The organism is Orientia tsutsugamushi str. Boryong, assembly GCF_000063545.1.
Classification (GTDB): domain Bacteria; phylum Pseudomonadota; class Alphaproteobacteria; order Rickettsiales; family Rickettsiaceae; genus Orientia; species Orientia tsutsugamushi_C.
This window is the reverse complement of record NC_009488.1, coordinates 1-16,214: the sequence shown is the minus strand read 5'-3', so window position 1 is coordinate 16,214 and position 16,214 is coordinate 1. Positions and strand designations below refer to the sequence as shown.

Annotated in this window: 11 protein-coding genes and 2 pseudogenes; 1 reads left to right on the top strand and 12 read right to left on the bottom strand. The window is 29.8% G+C overall.

What is annotated here, in order from left to right:
* Positions 1–621: 621 nt before the first annotated feature.
* From OTBS_RS00055 to OTBS_RS10770, 5 genes and pseudogenes are all read right to left on the bottom strand, one after another.
* Positions 622–1,842, bottom strand: coding sequence for a reverse transcriptase domain-containing protein (locus OTBS_RS00055; RefSeq protein WP_080571770.1), 1,221 nt, complete (start codon positions 1,840–1,842; stop codon positions 622–624).
* 364 nt (positions 1,843–2,206) lie between these two features.
* Entirely contained in the window at positions 2,207–2,365 is a 159-nt protein-coding gene (locus OTBS_RS13555) for a hypothetical protein (RefSeq protein ID WP_157866273.1), read from the bottom strand.
* 1,040 nt (positions 2,366–3,405) lie between these two features.
* Positions 3,406–3,630: pseudogene (locus tag OTBS_RS10775) on the bottom strand (DnaB-like helicase C-terminal domain-containing protein); the annotation flags it as partial.
* Positions 3,631–4,046: 416 nt separating this feature from the next.
* Positions 4,047–5,846 (bottom strand): hypothetical protein, encoded by a 1,800-nt coding sequence (locus OTBS_RS00050; protein WP_011944235.1) that lies wholly within the window; start codon positions 5,844–5,846, stop codon positions 4,047–4,049.
* Between the two features lie 517 nt (positions 5,847–6,363).
* Positions 6,364–6,818, bottom strand: a pseudogene (locus tag OTBS_RS10770) (transposase); the annotation flags it as partial.
* Positions 6,819–6,981: 163 nt separating this feature from the next.
* Between OTBS_RS10770 and OTBS_RS15595 the strand changes: the two are divergent.
* The gene (locus tag OTBS_RS15595; RefSeq protein ID WP_332370171.1) at positions 6,982–7,167 is read left to right on the top strand and encodes a DNA polymerase III subunit chi; all 186 of its coding nucleotides are present in this window, start codon (positions 6,982–6,984) and stop codon (positions 7,165–7,167) included.
* Positions 7,168–7,825: 658 nt separating this feature from the next.
* On the opposite strand, the gene OTBS_RS00035 is transcribed toward OTBS_RS15595, so the two are convergent.
* The 7 genes from OTBS_RS00035 to dnaA all read right to left on the bottom strand — a co-directional run bounded on the left by OTBS_RS00035 (position 7,826) and on the right by dnaA (position 16,193).
* Entirely contained in the window at positions 7,826–9,598 is a 1,773-nt protein-coding gene (locus OTBS_RS00035) for a type IV secretory system conjugative DNA transfer family protein (RefSeq protein ID WP_011944234.1), read from the bottom strand.
* Entirely contained in the window at positions 9,598–10,587 is a 990-nt protein-coding gene (gene virB11 / locus OTBS_RS00030) for a P-type DNA transfer ATPase VirB11 (protein WP_011944233.1), read from the bottom strand. The genes OTBS_RS00035 and virB11 overlap by 1 nt, the downstream gene beginning before the upstream one ends.
* A complete protein-coding gene (locus OTBS_RS00025) occupies positions 10,587–12,116 on the bottom strand; it encodes a TrbI/VirB10 family protein (protein ID WP_011944232.1) in 1,530 nt (509 codons plus the stop codon). Before OTBS_RS00025 ends, virB11 begins: the two co-directional genes overlap by 1 nt.
* Positions 12,116–12,550, bottom strand: a complete 435-nt coding sequence (locus tag OTBS_RS00020) for a TrbG/VirB9 family P-type conjugative transfer protein (RefSeq protein WP_041621391.1) — start codon at positions 12,548–12,550, stop codon at positions 12,116–12,118. The genes OTBS_RS00025 and OTBS_RS00020 overlap by 1 nt, the downstream gene beginning before the upstream one ends.
* Complete coding sequence (locus OTBS_RS00015) at positions 12,537–13,217, bottom strand: virB8 family protein (RefSeq protein ID WP_011944230.1); 681 nt, start codon at positions 13,215–13,217, stop codon at positions 12,537–12,539. Before OTBS_RS00015 ends, OTBS_RS00020 begins: the two co-directional genes overlap by 14 nt.
* 249 nt (positions 13,218–13,466) lie before the next feature.
* Entirely contained in the window at positions 13,467–14,765 is a 1,299-nt protein-coding gene (gene dnaN / locus OTBS_RS00010; protein ID WP_011944229.1) for a DNA polymerase III subunit beta, read from the bottom strand.
* An 18-nt stretch (positions 14,766–14,783) separates the two neighbouring features.
* A complete protein-coding gene (dnaA, locus tag OTBS_RS00005) occupies positions 14,784–16,193 on the bottom strand; it encodes a chromosomal replication initiator protein DnaA (protein WP_011944228.1) in 1,410 nt (469 codons plus the stop codon).
* Positions 16,194–16,214: the final 21 nt, after the last annotated feature.

Genomic DNA, 16,214 nt, shown 5'->3' with positions numbered 1-16,214 from the left:
ATGATATAGCATTATTGCATTATTTATTGCTTATTACCATCTCTCTGCTTACAAACCCATTGTAAGTAACAAAATATATATTGCTAATATATTACTGAAGATTTAATATATCAAATATAATTTAATCTATTTTAATATAAATTTAGCATAATAGATATAGTTAAACACACCGAGTTAGGTGAAAGAAGAACATGAAAATAGTTTCGAATAATTTGCTAGTTTCTGTTATTTTATTTTTAATCAATTTTTTCATATTAGCCCAAAACTTTTCTATCGAATTTTAATCTAGAGAATAAGGATCAGAAAAATAACTTTAACCATGTGAGTAGACCTAACCAATTGCTCAATTAGGCCCCTCCTCAGAACCGGAGTTGCAGAATTACCGCATCCGGCTCTCAAAAATAAGATAAGCATTATGCCTTATTTGTTGTCTAGAACATTGAGACAATCTTTCCAATTTTAGGAAAATTTACTCTTTTAAGTATCTCGGTTAGTCTTTTCCAATTCATCTTACGTTTTCCTCCCATTCTATTAAACCAGTTATATATTGCCCGTTTACTTTGGTTGATAAATGAACTTACTCGTCTTTTATTATCAGATATACCATGATAGTTGATCCATTCACCTAATAACTCTAATGACTTGTGATAATGTTTGTGTTTTATCTTGCTTGTTTAGCTGACTACGCAAATATTTTCTCAGTCCTTTCAGTTTCTCAGTAAAACGATCTCTCCTTGAGGTATATTTTAGTCTCCATGTTATGCCAAATCTTGATTTTCTCCAATAGCAAGTAAATCCAAGAAAATTATAACTTGCGATCTTCCTGCATTGTTGGGCTAAATTTGCAGCATGGTCTCTACCAGATTTTATCATTTGTGATTTAGCTTCATTGATATTTAGCCCATACTTATTTAACCTTTTAGGCAAAACATCATAAAACCTTTTCGCATCTGCTTCCCTTTCAAAGACAAATACCATATCGTCGCAGTACCTCACCATTCCTGTTTGTCCCATTAAGTTTTCTTTGCTGATTTTTGCAAACCAGCTATCTATAACATAATGCAGAAAGACATTTGCCAGGATTGGTGAAACTATTGATCCTTGACGACAACCTTCTTTGTTAGTAACTATAGTACCATTTTCTATGATTGGTGTTTCAATCAGTTTCATAACTAGTCTTAGAAATTTCTTGTCAGATATTCTCTTTCTTAGAAATTCCATCAACTCACAATGCTTGATTGTATTGAAACACTTTGTTATATCAATCTCTACTATAGCCCCTTTATTGAAGTTATACGTAAGTCTATTTAACTCCCTTAAAGCGTCGTGTGCATTTAATTTAGGTCGAAATCCATATGAATACTTTAAGAATATTTGCTCAAACACAGAGTTTAATATCTTGCTTACTGTAGACTCGATTATCTTATCTTCAAAACATGATATTATCAAAGGTCTTTTGCCTCCATCTTCTTTTGGAATTTCTGTTATTCGTGCAGGTTTAGCCTGATATTTCCCATTGCAAATTCTAGTAAGAAGCGAGAGCAGATTTGCTTTCAACTTCTTACCATAATCCTCTTTGGTTATACCATCTATTCCTATCGCTTTCTTGCTATCGAGTTCCTTATATTGTTCTTCTAATATCTTTAAATCAATGATATGTCCAAGATTATTAAACTTTATGTCTTGATTTAGATTATTAAACTTTATGTCTTGATTTAGATTATTAAACTTTATGTCTTGATTTAGATTATTAAACTTTATGTCTTGATTTTTCGATGATAGCAACTTTATACGCTCAAGTTTCGTTAACCATGTATTTCTGTCTATGCTGTGTACAGCCATTGTTTCCCTCTTGCATTCTTACTTTTCTGCTAACCCTTTGCTCCACCCACATTACTAGGTTTCATCACTACTATGGCTAACTCAGCCATCCTTACACCATCTCCAAAGCCTTATGTTTCATCACTTGTACTTTGAATACTTACTTAATTACGTAAGAGTTATAAGGACTTCTCAAGTTGTGTCATTAATCTTTACAAACTCGCTGACGCCTGCGACCCCGGTGGTTGAAAATTTTTGGATTTTTACTAGTTTGACCTCCAATCTTCTTTTGCCTACTATGTGCTAGAACATATCGGCTTCCACTACATCTCACTTTCAGGGCTATCACGTTCACCATTTGGTTTCGGCTCGAATGTTTCACTGTCTACGCTTTACTACTGTCGTTACCTTCAGCAGCACAAGACTCGCTATATGGTGGATCTAGCTTCTCCTTCCATAACTGGACTTTCACCAGTAAGATTAATTCACCTTTTCTTGACGCACAGACTATATTAACTATTTTATCGCTTCTTTCTATGCTCAAACCTCATTGTAGAGACTTATACATCTCCAATCTTATTCCATATTCTTTTTCTTCTCTTTCATCATCCTATTCTGGCATTATAAATCCGTTATAGCTTATTAATGCCAGATTAGGATAAGGAAAAGCATGAAAAGCATAATATAAAAGGTTCTACAAGAGATAATGTACAAGTGTTACAATGGTCAATGTTCAGGTTATTAAGTATAGTATTATGAACTAATACTCGTAGAAATATGAGCAATAAATAAACAGTTATTAATTGAAACTATATTTAATATCTCACATAATCATAATTGCACATTATCTCTTGCATACCTTTTACATTATGCTCTTCATACTTTCTCTTATCCTAATCTAGCGTTATTAGCTTTGTAAAATCTTTTCTATAATGTTGGCTCAGGTAATATAAAATAAAAATCTTTATTAAAATATTATCATTATTGTAATAATTTACGATAGGCTCATAATTCTTTAAAATATTTGCAAAAATCACCTATTATCTAGAAAAGCTCTACTATGTGATCATATTCAGTTCTCATTGTTTCTTGAGGTATTTATCTCTACAATATCTTTTTTACAGTTCTCTTTTTTCTATTACATCTATCATATATTCCTGTCAATCCATTCTTGTAATCCTTATTCTAAATATACTCTAACCTATCTCCTTATATTGGACTAGGGATTTTTATAGAAGGAAAAAATATGAAAGGTAGAGAATAAGAGGCATACAAGAGATAATGTATAATTATATATTATCTGTAGTTTCAATTAATAACCGTTTATTCATTGCTCATATTTCTACAAATATTCTTTCATAATACTATACTTAATAACCTGAGCATTGACTATTGTAACACTTGTATATTATCTCTTTCTAACTGTTTCTTATTCTAAATTTGCATTTGCAAACATGCGAGCAATAAATAAATGGCTATTAATTAAAACTATATTTAATATATCACATAATTATAATTGCACATTATCTCTTGTATACCTTTTGTATTATGCATTCCCTGCTTTCTCTTATCCTAAATTGGCGTTTCTAAAGAAAAGAATCCAACTGATGGTACTACATTATCTTTAGTATTTTTTTGAGTAAGAAAATATTTACAAGCATTTACAGCTAAGTTAACTCCTAAAGAAGTTTTACCCATTGAAGGCCTGCCAGCTAATATTATTAGGTCAGAATTTTTAAATCCTCCAAGCTTTGAATCAAGGGCAAATAGTCCACTACTAATGCCATTAATAGAGTTTTTATTCTGAATACGTCAGTTTAGGATAAGAAAAAGTATGAAAGGCATAATACAAAAGGTCTACAAGAGATATTATGTAATATCTTTAAATATAGTTTCAATTAATAACAGTTTATTTATTGCTCACATATCTGCAAACACAATTTTAGAATAAGAAACAGTTAGAAAGAGATAATATACAAGTGTTACAATATAGTCAATGTTCAGGTTATTAAGTATAGTATTATGAACTAATACTTGTAGAAATATGAGCAATAAATAAACGGTTATTAATTGAAACTATATTTAATATCTCACATAATCATAATTGTACATTATCCCTTGTAGACTTTTTGTATTATGCCTTTCATACTTTTTCTTATCCTAAACTGACGTTAATAGACAAGATAATCTATAAATTGATACATTTGATGAGTTAGACTATATAGTCAAACCATGCTCCTTCCTTGTGAAGTTTTAGGTTTGAGCTTAAATACTGCAGGTTCTTTTTTTTGGTTAATATCAAACTGATGCTTGACTTTAGACTTTAGTAATACTTCCTTACTACTTGATAAAAAATCAATTTTATTATTTAAACTTTTTTGATGATTTTCGCTTTCTATAATACGATCTGCAGCATTAAATTCAACTATTTTTTTTTCTTGCGTCAAAATACACTGGTTTATTTTTTGCAATTTATCATAATTACTTTTTAGCCATTCTTGTTGCCAATTAGAGTATATATTACTGTCATAATGTTTAATCTCATAATTATTAGTAATAGCCCATTCTAAGGCACTTTTTTGATCAATTGCAATATTAGTATTATGTGCATATAACACTGGATCTTGTATTCTAGAAGTAGCAAAAGCTTCTAACCATCCTCCTTCTTTAAACTTTTGAGATACACTGCTAAACTTGGCTACTATATTTGTTGCTTTAGCTATTTCTTTCATATTTTGAAGGCTTTTTTTCAGATTTTCTTTATAAAAATTTTCAAGATCTTTGTAGTCACTTATGACAGTACTATTAACTATATCACTTCCAAAGCCCGCTTGTACAATTAAGTCATTTGGATTAAATCCTAACTTTCTTAGCTCAGCAGCTTTTTGCCCTATTATAATCTCTATCTGCTCTTCATTCAATTGATCTATCATTTGTCTTAATGCAGTATTATATTTGCCAATATCAAAGCACAAATTACCATATTGAATTGCTAAAGCATAATTTTTACCTCTGCTTTTAAATCTTTTATATGTTGAGTTAACCATATTTGCAAAATCTTTATAAAATTCCATAAATGATCTGCCATGATCTATTTTAGCCACAGTTTTACCATCAAGTACTATTAAATTAGCAGCATGATAATCTATATCTCCTAATACATGGCAAGCAGCAATTACTTTTTCAAATCCTTCTAATTGTTTTAGACATCTAGCGCTTGGATCAACCCAAGTAACATCTTTTAAACCAGATAACTCAGAAAGTGTTACTGCGTTCTTAAGAAACTTAGATCGTATATAAAGAGAATCTGAATTCAATTTATCTGGTATTGTTAACGCTTCTTTAGGAGCTCGATCATATAATAATAATTGATACATCTGTGATGCTAGTAATTCTTGCATAGCATCTATCATATCACTTTGAGCTTGGTTTAATTTCTGTGAATTTATACAACATAAAATACTTCTTGAGATTTTTTTGGCACTAGCATTGCTTTTATAAAACTGCTTTAGAAGAAAAGTATTACCACTAGACTTTTCAGTAGCAATATATCCTGCAGAAACCCCAGCTTGTTTAGGGCTTTTAGGAGAAAAATCTCCTTGTTTAGCAATGTTTTTATCACGCAGCAGCTCCTCAATATTGTTATTGCTTAAGTTTTTATTAAAATTTCCTGTTTGTTGATTATTTAATTCTTGTATACGTTCTATTTTAAATTGTGTAGTTAGTCTATCTAAAAGTGGTAACTCAATAATTTTTCTGAATTCTTTATGCTCCTCCCCTGCAAAAATATCCTGTAATACTTTCAATACTTTGCTTAAGTCTCGATCATCTAAATCAGAAAGACATTTTTGGTATTCTTCTATACTTGCCATACTATTTTTTTCAGAAATGCTGCTTAAGGTTTTTATAAGATTTTCACTTAACAATAAAATATCTTCTTCTGTAAATTTAGATTGATTAGAAGCTATTAATGTTTTAAATAACTTCGTTGCTAATATACTTTTTGTAATTCTATCTTTAAGCATTTAAAGCCCTCATTAATCAATATATCTTTGCATATATATTTAAATTTTCTAAATTTAGTTACTGAAAAAAAGAGAATATATAAACCTTCGAATAAGCTATCATTATAACTTGTATCTTATCGTACCACACAATTCAAGTAATTCAACTAATAGTATATATTTTAAAGAAAATTTCAAGTGTAATAGGATTTAAATCAGGAGAATAAAGCAGTAAATACTCTAATATAGCTAAACTAGTATAAAACAGTTATATGTTATATACTTTTTGAACAGCATATCTAAGCACAGTGATCTTTGATTCTTTTTGATTTATATTGAAACTATTTTTTCAATATAAAATAACTGTTTTATATTAGCTTAGCTATATTGTTGACGTCTTACTTCCATTGGATATATTCTTTTCGTCATTAGTGTCTTTAAATTTTCTTGCTTTTTTTCTAGCTTATCTAACAGATAAATCTGGATATAGCTTTTAGATTCTGTTTTCTAAATTTTTTTTCTAAATATCATTATTTTACTTCTTATCCTTTTTAGTTAAAGGATTTTTCTTGCTTTTTTTCTTTGGTAATTCAGAATTATTGTGAATTTTTTGTATACCTTGATATCCTGTATCAGTAATCGCTTTAACCTTAGGATGAATAAGAATTTTGGATTTCTTAAATAATCTAAAGTCATGTTTTTTACCGTTAGAAAAATCTGTACATATTACTTGATGCGTTTTCTTGTCTACCACTATTTGAGTTTTTAGTGTATGCCATTTCTTCTTTCCTGAATAATAGAATTTTTGTTTTTTTTAGGTCTTTCTATAGGAGTCTCAGTAGCATCAATCAAGACTACTTCATAAATTCATATCGCTCTTCATTAGAGCTTTACGCGACCTAGAAGAGCAAAGTTTGGATGTTTATTAACTAGGGTGTCTTTTTCTACCCATTTATGGAAGTAAGTACGGTATTCTCTAAGGTATTCTATTGATTTTTTTACTAACCTAAAAAAATAATTAAATGATTAAGAGCATAAATTTTTACTGTACATTAACTGAACTATTTAATCAAACTCTTTGTAAGTTATTGGAAAAATGTTATTCGACTTCTTTGAACACAATTACATTAGTAGATGAAAAAAAACTGAAGAAGCTATAAATAATACTTTATGGTCTTTTAGTTCTACATCGTTTATTCCTCATGGTTGTAGTACCGATCCTGAACCTAGTAGTCAACCAATATATATCACGACTAATTATGAAAATCCCAATCAAGCTAAGATAAAGGCCTATCAGCAACTGTTCCTTCAAATTAAGCTTATTTTTACGCCAACTTTTTGATTTCTTAAGACCATCAGCTTTCCTCAAAATATCCACCATCTTTGAAAATGTTTCCTTCCTTACTCCTGTTAATCTACGAAATTTTTCATCTTTTAACTCTTTAATCTGATCGAATTTCATTATTACTTCAAATCACATATTTATAACACCATTCTCTAGTTTCAAAAGAAGTCTAATATACATTGTTACAATGGTCAATGTTCAAGTTATTAAGTATAGTATTATGAACTCATACTTATAGAAATATGAGCAATAAATAAACAGTTATTAATTGAAATCATATTTAAATATATTGCATAATTATAATTATATATTATCTCTTGTAAGCCTTTTACATTAGGCTTTTCATACTTTCCATTATCCTACTTTTTTTGCTTTCAAATGTTTTATAGTTTTTTTATATGTAATATTTAATTTCTTTAATGCTTTTTGTATAATAGTTAATAGAATCTGTTGGCTGTAAAGTTATTTTTCTTCTACCTTATCCTTAAATCAGATAGAAAATTTTTGGGCTAATATGAAGATGTAGATTAGAAATCAAATTACTCAATTTAGTAAATTTTAGAATCTATTATCACTTTTTTCTATGCTCAAAACCTCATTGTAGATGACTATAGTAAATAAAATAGTTCTTAGATAAACTCTCTTATTACTTTACTTATTTTTGATTATTATCTACGTTATTACTATCATCAGCTGTAGCATTATAATCTGGAGGAACATAAGGTGTTTGAGTTGGAACAAATGAAGGTGGTAGTAATCTAGTAGTAAAAAACTTGTCCTCATAATATTTAACCTTTTTAGATCGTATTGGTGGAAACGATTCAATTAAAATAATTTGCTCATCTCGTGGCAGTAAAATAACTTCTTGTGGTAATAATAATGCTCTTTGTACTTCAGAAATATTCATAGTTCTAGTAGCTGGATTAAGATCAAAAAAGCGAGGTTGACTATGAGATGCTTGTTTTACTGTTTTATTACCACATAGCTGTGATATCAAGTTAGCAGTCTCATAATTGTTAGCAGCAAAGGTAATTCTATAAGTAGAATTAGATAAAAATGAATTCATTCCTGCTTCTTCATATGTTCCTTTTAACTGTTGCGTATCTTGAATAATCAAAAATAACCTTACTCTATAACCTCGAAAATAAGCAATTCCGGTTTTAAATTGTTCCATTTTACCTAAAGTTGGAAACTCATCCAATAGAAACATTACCCCATAAGGTTCTTCCTTAACATCAGGAATTTTTCTGCTTAAAAATTCAGTAGACTGTTGATAAAATACTTGCATTAATTTTTGCAATCTATTGATATTATCAGGTGTTAAGCCAACATATATTGTTGTTTTTTTTCTTTTTATTTCTAAGATATTGAAATCTGATGAAGCAGTTGCAGCATCAATTAATGGATTTGCCCATAATTCAAGCCCAGAATTCATAGTTGATATTACTCCAGAGCGTTCTTTATCAGCTTTTTGAAGAAAAGCAGCAATATTCATATAAGCAACTGGATGAATAACTGCTCCCATAGTATCCAATACTACTGCTAAATTATATACTACATCATTACTGCGCATAGTACGGACCACTTCACCAAATGTTTTAGCTTTTGTATTGTCAGCAATTAAATATAATACAACTCCTAAAAACAGACTTCTAGCCTCATTATTCCAAAAGTCTTTTTCTGGCATAATTAGGTTAGCAATTTTCTGCACATCATCAACCATCTGCCCAGGTTTACTACTAACCCAATCTATTGGATTATAACAATGAGTAATACCATCTGGATTAGCTGGCTCCCATACATAAACATTTTGTCCTTGCTGAGCTCGCCAGCCACTAGTTAATTCATAATTTTCAAGCTTAATATCGTGAACTATTACCGAATGTTCCCAAAACAATAAATTTGGAATTACAAAACCTACCCCTTTACCTGAACCAGTAGGAGCAAATAATAAAGCATGTTGAAATCCATCTGCAACATAGTATCCTCCCTTATCCACACCTAACAATGTACCATGCTTTGATCTAAGACCAGCTCTTTTTATATCATCTTGATCTCCCCAACGTGCATCACCGTATACTTTTTCTTTCAATTTATATGGTTGCCAACTCTTAATTTTCTCGAAATTTTTGATATATAACACTATAGTTATAACAGGTGGAACTATAAATGAAAATACTAATTTAAGTTTTAAGTAATCATAACTACTAAAATCAATTAAACTCCAAGAATTTATAATCCAGATTAGATATTGATATACAATGGATACATTAAAAGTTAGTAATACATCTATTAAATTTTGATGTTTAACAGTAAATAAGAGTATAAAAAATTTAATAATGAAAACTACTAATATTACTCCAATACAATGAACCATTATCTTTATAACTAGATTTCTAATCTTAGTTAAAAATGCATTCTCATTCATTATTTTTTTCTCATTTTTTTAAAATATATTTCAGAAATATATCTAATTCCACGATCACCACGCTTCAATTGCACTACTATATCAATTACTGCATTAATATAGTTTTTGATTTCATCTGGCGGCATTCCTAGCCCAGCTTGCATTACCATTAATTTTAACTGCTCCAAAGCCATTGCAGTAGTATCTGCATGTAAAGTTGATATTGATCCTGGATGCCCTGTATTAATAGCACGTAAAAAACTAAATGCTTCCGCTCCTCGCAACTCACCAATTATTATTCTATCAGGCCTTAGCCTTAAACAAGCTTCAATTAAATCTTGAGTAGTAACTTTTGCTCGTCCTTGATTTCCTTTTGAAGCTAATAAATGTAAGCGATTTGGATGATTAGGTATGCTAATTTCTCTAGCATCTTCAACAGTAATTAGTCTTTCTGTGTGCGGAACTTCTAATAAAGCTGAATTAGTAAAAGTTGTTTTACCACTAGAGGTACCACCACTAATAATAATATTTTTTTTGGACTTTATTGCATGCTGCAAAAAATTTTTGAATTGTTTATTAATAAGGTATTCACTAAGTATTTTATCATTTTCATCAATTACTTCATCAATCGCCGTGTAATCAAATGCTCCTGTTTTATTATAATCTTCTAAAGTCATATTTAAAGAAGATACTTTTCTAATAGCTATACCTATTGATCCGACTTCACAAGCTGGCGGAAAAACTACCTGCACTCTATAGCCATTAGGTAGAGTAGCTGAAAGTAATGGTTTTTCTTCAGAAATAACTTGTTCAGTTGACTGAGCTATTAACCTAGCTAAAGCAGCTAAATGACTAAAATCTAGATCTTTCATTAATTCTTGACGATAGCTTCCCTTTTTTTCAACCCAAACCTCACCAGGGCGGTTAATCATCACCTCATTTACTCCTGCTTCATCAAAAATTAATTTAAAAGGAGTTAAATAGGTTTCAAGTGCAATATTATTCTTCATTAGAGTACTTTTACTCCACTAACTGCTTTTGTTGGAAACAAATAATCTTTGTTAACATATATTTTAATATTCTGTCCTTGATTAAGAGTAATAGTTCTATTAAATTCTTGACTTGGAATTATTTTTTTTATTGCATTAACTACATCGTTTAAAGCAGTATCAGTTGCTTTCTGAGTATTACTATTGCTATTATTAGCAGTAGAATTTGAGATATTAATAATTGTATTTATTAAAGATGATAGCTTTTGTTTATCGTCTACATTTGCTATTATTGATGTCTCAATTTCCATGCATTTTTTATTGATAGTAGTATATACAGATGATGATTTATCAGTTATAAGACTACGACTCATACCGCAAATCTCTGTTATCTTTTGACTATCACTCTTTACAGAATCATTGTTAATATTCATCGCATTTTTAATTAACGTACCAGTGAGGCCACTAGTTGTATTAGCCATCTGTTGCTGTAACGCTACTACTTTATCGAGTGTAAATGCTGCACCTATATTAACAGCTGATACTAAAACAGCATGCATAATTCTTGCTAAGTTTTTATTATTAACTTTCCCTGTAACTCCTATTTTGCCTAATCTATCAATAGTTGGAGCAGATAAATTTAGTTTATATTGACTACCTGCAATCTGTACTTCTGACCAAGTAATCATCATTCTGCCATAAGCGGCATTATCTAATACACTAGGATAACCAAAAATTTTTGAGCCTCTTGGAATTAAGACAGTTTTTCCTTCTTGAGAGTAAACATCTTTACTTACCATAGCTACTATCTCTCCAATAAAATCAGAGTTTACTGCACTTATAATTACTGCATCAATTACTGTTCCCCTTCCCAATAAATATCTTAGTTCTCCTGCATCAGTAAAATTTCTTATCTGCTCCATTTCTTCTCTTGTTGGAGAAGGAGGAGATTTATTAATTAGCACAATATTAGTAGATGTTCTTTTTTCCTGTAAACGAGCAGCTCTATCTTTAGTTTGAGCAGATAAGTCTAATGAAGGTATTTTAGCATCTTGTTTAGCGTTATTATACTCACCTTGTTCTGTTAATGGTAAAACTGGTGGCTTAATTAACTTCGATTCTTTTGGCAGTTTATTGGACTGAACCACTTCATCTTTACTAGAGTTATCGTTATTCAAGTTATTTAATTTTGCTTGATCTGGTACTTTTATTTCTGGCAATTCTGGAGTTATCAGAGTAGGTATCGTAGGTAATTCTGGTATAACAATATCTCCTGATAATTCAATATTTGGCTTGATAACATCAACTGGTACTGGAACAGCTATACTTTCCTCTTTATGACTTTCGTCAATAAAGATACTAGAGATTACGAAATATAGTATTACAATGGATATAACTACTATTACTATCGTTAATAAAACACTCCTTTTAGCACTAGATGCAACTTTTGAAAATTCATTATGTACTTCTGGTCCAACTACTTTAGAATCCTCAGAATGATCATATTGGCCCTGTGGATCTTGATTAGAATCGTTATTAATATTTTGCATTACTTTTCTTTATTGCACGCTTTCTTTTGTGGATAATAAAATCTAATTAAATAAACTAAGTCATGTTCACGCCCTACTTCTAGCTCCTTAGATACAATATCAAACTCATATGTTCTCTTATTTGTAATAATAGTCATATTGGTTCGCACATTCTTTTCAAGGGATTTAATAAATATTCTATTTGGTAGTGGATATGTAACTTCCCAAGCATAATTATCGCCAAAGAAAATACTTCTAATCTCCTCATTTTTAGCAAACTCAATACTTGATTGAAATCCAGCATGCAATACTAATAGATAAACTTCGCTAGGATTATATATGTAAGTTTTAATTCTATCATCAGCTGTAGTAGGAAATTCTTCCTCAAAATAACTACTATATACTACTGAGGAAAATAACAAATTTAAAATAAGAAATATTCTAACTATAATCATCATCTATTCTATATCCTATAATTTGAAAACCTACTGGATTAATATCAAATTCTTCAGGAGAAAGTTCCATAGGAACATATTGATACTGTACTACAACAATCTTATTAAATACCTTTCCGCTTATAGATTCATGTATTGCAATTCGAACAATAAACCTTCTGTCAGGCAACTCTGACCATGATCTAACCTTTAATGTTGTAGTTTCACGTTGCCCATATATTAACCTTGGATCATTTTCCTTTCGATTAATAAAATTCAAATATGACCAATAAACATTGTTATTAGACAATAATTTAATAGTTTGTCTAGCTTTAATCTCAAAATCTACTGGATTATATGTTTCCCTAGCAGAAATATATAACTTAATAAAATATTGCGCTAACGCTTTTTCAGTATTTAATACTTCAATTCCAACTGGATTAACAACCCTGGTTGCCCCAGTTTTTTCTTCAATCTGTATTACAAATGGTTCAAAATTTCTTGCTAAAGATATTTTCATCACAGCAACTACTGCTATAAAAATTAATATTATACATATAAATGATAACAATACAGCAATGTTACGCTGTACCAAAACAGTTTCATAATGATCATTAAACCAACTTTTTATAGCAGGCTTATTTTGCTTTTGCTGTTCAACTTTCTTTTTATTTTTCCAAAAAAACATTTCAATATTAATAAGTATATTACTATTTATTTTTATAGTAAGCTTTTTTATAATTATGTTAAGTGTAACATTACTTTTTAATTACTAATAAATTGTTATCTATAAAAAATGTAGCAGAATTGTAATAGCAATCATAAAACAAGTTAATGCTAATATTAGCATTATTAAAAAATAAACCATAAATAACCAACAAATAAACAACGCAAATATATAGCATAGCAAAAACACTATATTATAAATATCTTACTCTTAAGTAGGAGTACTAACAAACTCTTGAGTAGGGACACTAACTGGCATTATTATAAAAGTGGCACTAGTGTTTTTTTCTTCGAATTGAATCAAAGCTGGAGATATAGAGTCTTTAAATTCAATCGGAATTTTAATATTATTACATACACTTAAAACATCTAGTAAATATTTTGCATTAAATGCTATTGTAAGTTGATCATCACCTATATATTCATATTTTTCTACTTCCTGTTTAGAAGATTGATGTTGATCATTCTTGTTATTATGCTGGTGTCGAAGTAATAATTCTTTAGCCTTGCATTGAGCATTACCGTGAGCCCTAATTGTAATAGCATGATGATCTAAATCTAAAATAACTATTTTAGATTTTTCAACTGCGATAGTAGAAACTCTATCAATTGATTCAGAAAGATCATTAGAGTTAAGAATTATTTTTTTTGTGTTATTAGCAGGAATAAATAGCTCATATTCTGGAAAGTTACCATCTATTAATTTTGAAATAATAGTAATATTTTGACAATCAAATTGTATTTTATTACTTTTTACTTTTATAATGACGTTATATTGATTTATTGATGGTTCTTTAAAAATTTTATATAATTCTGTTATAGTTTTACGTGGCAAAATAACACCAAAGCCATCATTATTAGATATATTGGTTTTAAAAGTATCAATGTTGCATTTAGCGCTTGCAAGCCGGTGCCCGTCAGTTGCTACTGCTATTAATGATTTATAGTCTTTTGAATGTAGATAAATACCATTGAGATTATATCGTGTTTCTTCTGTAGATATAGCAAATTTAGTATATTCAATCATCTGCGCTAACTGCATAGCAGTGACGTGAATAATAAAATCTACATCAGTAAGTTCTTCAATTACTGGAAAAAGATTGATAGGCAATGTTGCTAGATTAAACTCAAGATATTCACCTCCTTTAATTTGCACCATTTTATTATCTTGGTTACAATAGATAGTAAATTCATCATGTGGAATTTTTTTCACTATTTCATTTAATGCCTGTAATGGAAGAGTTATGCTAATATCATTTTTACTAATTTTAATTGGTAGCTTTTGGTAAATAAAAATATCTCCATCAGTAGCGCTTATTTCCAAACGCTTTTCTACAGTATCATTGATATGAGTAAGCTTAACATTACTTAAAATTTGATCTACATTTTTTTTTTCCAGTATAGGCATGCAAAAATTGAGAACGCGGGAAAAATTTTTAGTATCAAGCTTGATGTTAAAGTCAGATATTACTAGATCATTATGATCAACCTTTGGATACTTAGTATTCATAATTATTCATTACTCATATTAATTTTGCAGTATTCTCATTAATAGACGTACTTCATCTTCAAATTCTTGCTCCTGTTTACTTAGATCTTCTACTGTTTTAATAGCATGCATGACTGTGGTATGATCTTTTTTGCCAAATGCTTTTCCAATATCTACTAAACTCTTAGATGTCAGCCGTTTTGCAAGATACATTGCAAGCTGACGTGGCCTAGTTACTGATCTTGATCTTCTACTAGATGACATATCAGATATCTTAATATTATAACGCTCAGCTACTTTTTTTTGAATGCTATCAATGGTAATTGTTTTCTGGTTAGATCGTAGCAAATCTCTTAAAATTTCTTGAGTATTTTCAATAGTAATTTCATATCCAACTAGAGTGGAATGGGCTATCACTTTGTTTAAAGCTCCTTCTAGTTCGCGTACATTTGAAGTAATTTTAGCAGCTAAAAACTCTAATACTTTTAGCGGAACTGCTGTAGCCAGCTGTTCTACTTTGGACTGCAGTATGCCTAATCTTAGCTCATAAGTTGTACTATGGACGTCTGCCACTAATCCCCATCCTAATCTAGATTTAATTCTTTCTTCAATATTGTCCAGGTCAGATGGAGATCGATCACATGAAATCACCATTTGTCGCTTATTATCGATTAGTGCGTTAAATGTGTGAAAAAACTCCTCTTGAGTACTATCTTTACCACAAATAAATTGAATATCATCAATCATAAGCACATCTACTGACCTGAATTGTTCTTTAAATGACATAACATCTTTATTTCTTAAAGACTGAACAAACTGATACATAAATTTTTCAGCTGACATATAAATTACTTTACGTTTAGAACTACTGTTCTGAATATGCCATGCTATTGCATGCATTAGATGCGTTTTTCCAAGACCAACTCCGCCATATAAAAAAAGAGGGTTAGATTTTGCAACAGCAGTTGGCGATTCAGCTACTGTAGTTGCTGCTGCATATGCTAACTCATTTGGCCTACCAACTACAAAATTATCAAAAGTAAATCTTGGATCTAGCGTTGAGGAAAAAATAACATTATTGCTGCTTTTAGTACTATATTGCTGATTATTATTATCTGTATTTTGTTGAGTAGAAAATGCCAAATCAGAATTTTGATGGTCAATAGCAGAAGTAACAATATCAACTCTTGTAATAGAACTATCATAATATGCTAATAGCTGTCTAATAGAATCAAAATAGTTAGCCTTTATCCAATCGCGTGTAAAATTAGTGGGAGCAGACAGCTTTATATAGCTATCCGTAAAATCAACCATATTCATTTTACTAAACCAACTTTTAAATACAGCTTCACCATAATGATGCCTTAAATCTCGCTTGACGCTACTCCATAACTCATGAAAGTATAACTCATCTTTAGTAGTATTTGGCTGTTGCAGAAGTGTATTCATTACATTTATTAAGATCAGTTA

Bases quoted from the DNA above. Each gene is read 5' to 3' on its own strand.
- OTBS_RS00055 (WP_080571770.1), bottom strand. From the start codon at position 1,842: ATGGCTGTACACAGCATAGACAGAAATACATGGTTAACGAAACTTGAG.
- OTBS_RS00050 (WP_011944235.1), bottom strand. From the start codon at position 5,846: ATGCTTAAAGATAGAATTACAAAAAGTATATTAGCAACGAAGTTATTT.
- OTBS_RS00035 (WP_011944234.1), bottom strand. From the start codon at position 9,598: ATGAATGAGAATGCATTTTTAACTAAGATTAGAAATCTAGTTATAAAG.
- virB11 (WP_011944233.1), bottom strand. From the start codon at position 10,587: ATGAAGAATAATATTGCACTTGAAACCTATTTAACTCCTTTTAAATTA.
- OTBS_RS00025 (WP_011944232.1), bottom strand. From the start codon at position 12,116: ATGCAAAATATTAATAACGATTCTAATCAAGATCCACAGGGCCAATAT.
- OTBS_RS00020 (WP_041621391.1), bottom strand. From the start codon at position 12,550: ATGATTATAGTTAGAATATTTCTTATTTTAAATTTGTTATTTTCCTCA.
- OTBS_RS00015 (WP_011944230.1), bottom strand. From the start codon at position 13,217: ATGTTTTTTTGGAAAAATAAAAAGAAAGTTGAACAGCAAAAGCAAAAT.
- dnaN (WP_011944229.1), bottom strand. From the start codon at position 14,765: ATGAATACTAAGTATCCAAAGGTTGATCATAATGATCTAGTAATATCT.
- dnaA (WP_011944228.1), bottom strand. From the start codon at position 16,193: ATGAATACACTTCTGCAACAGCCAAATACTACTAAAGATGAGTTATAC.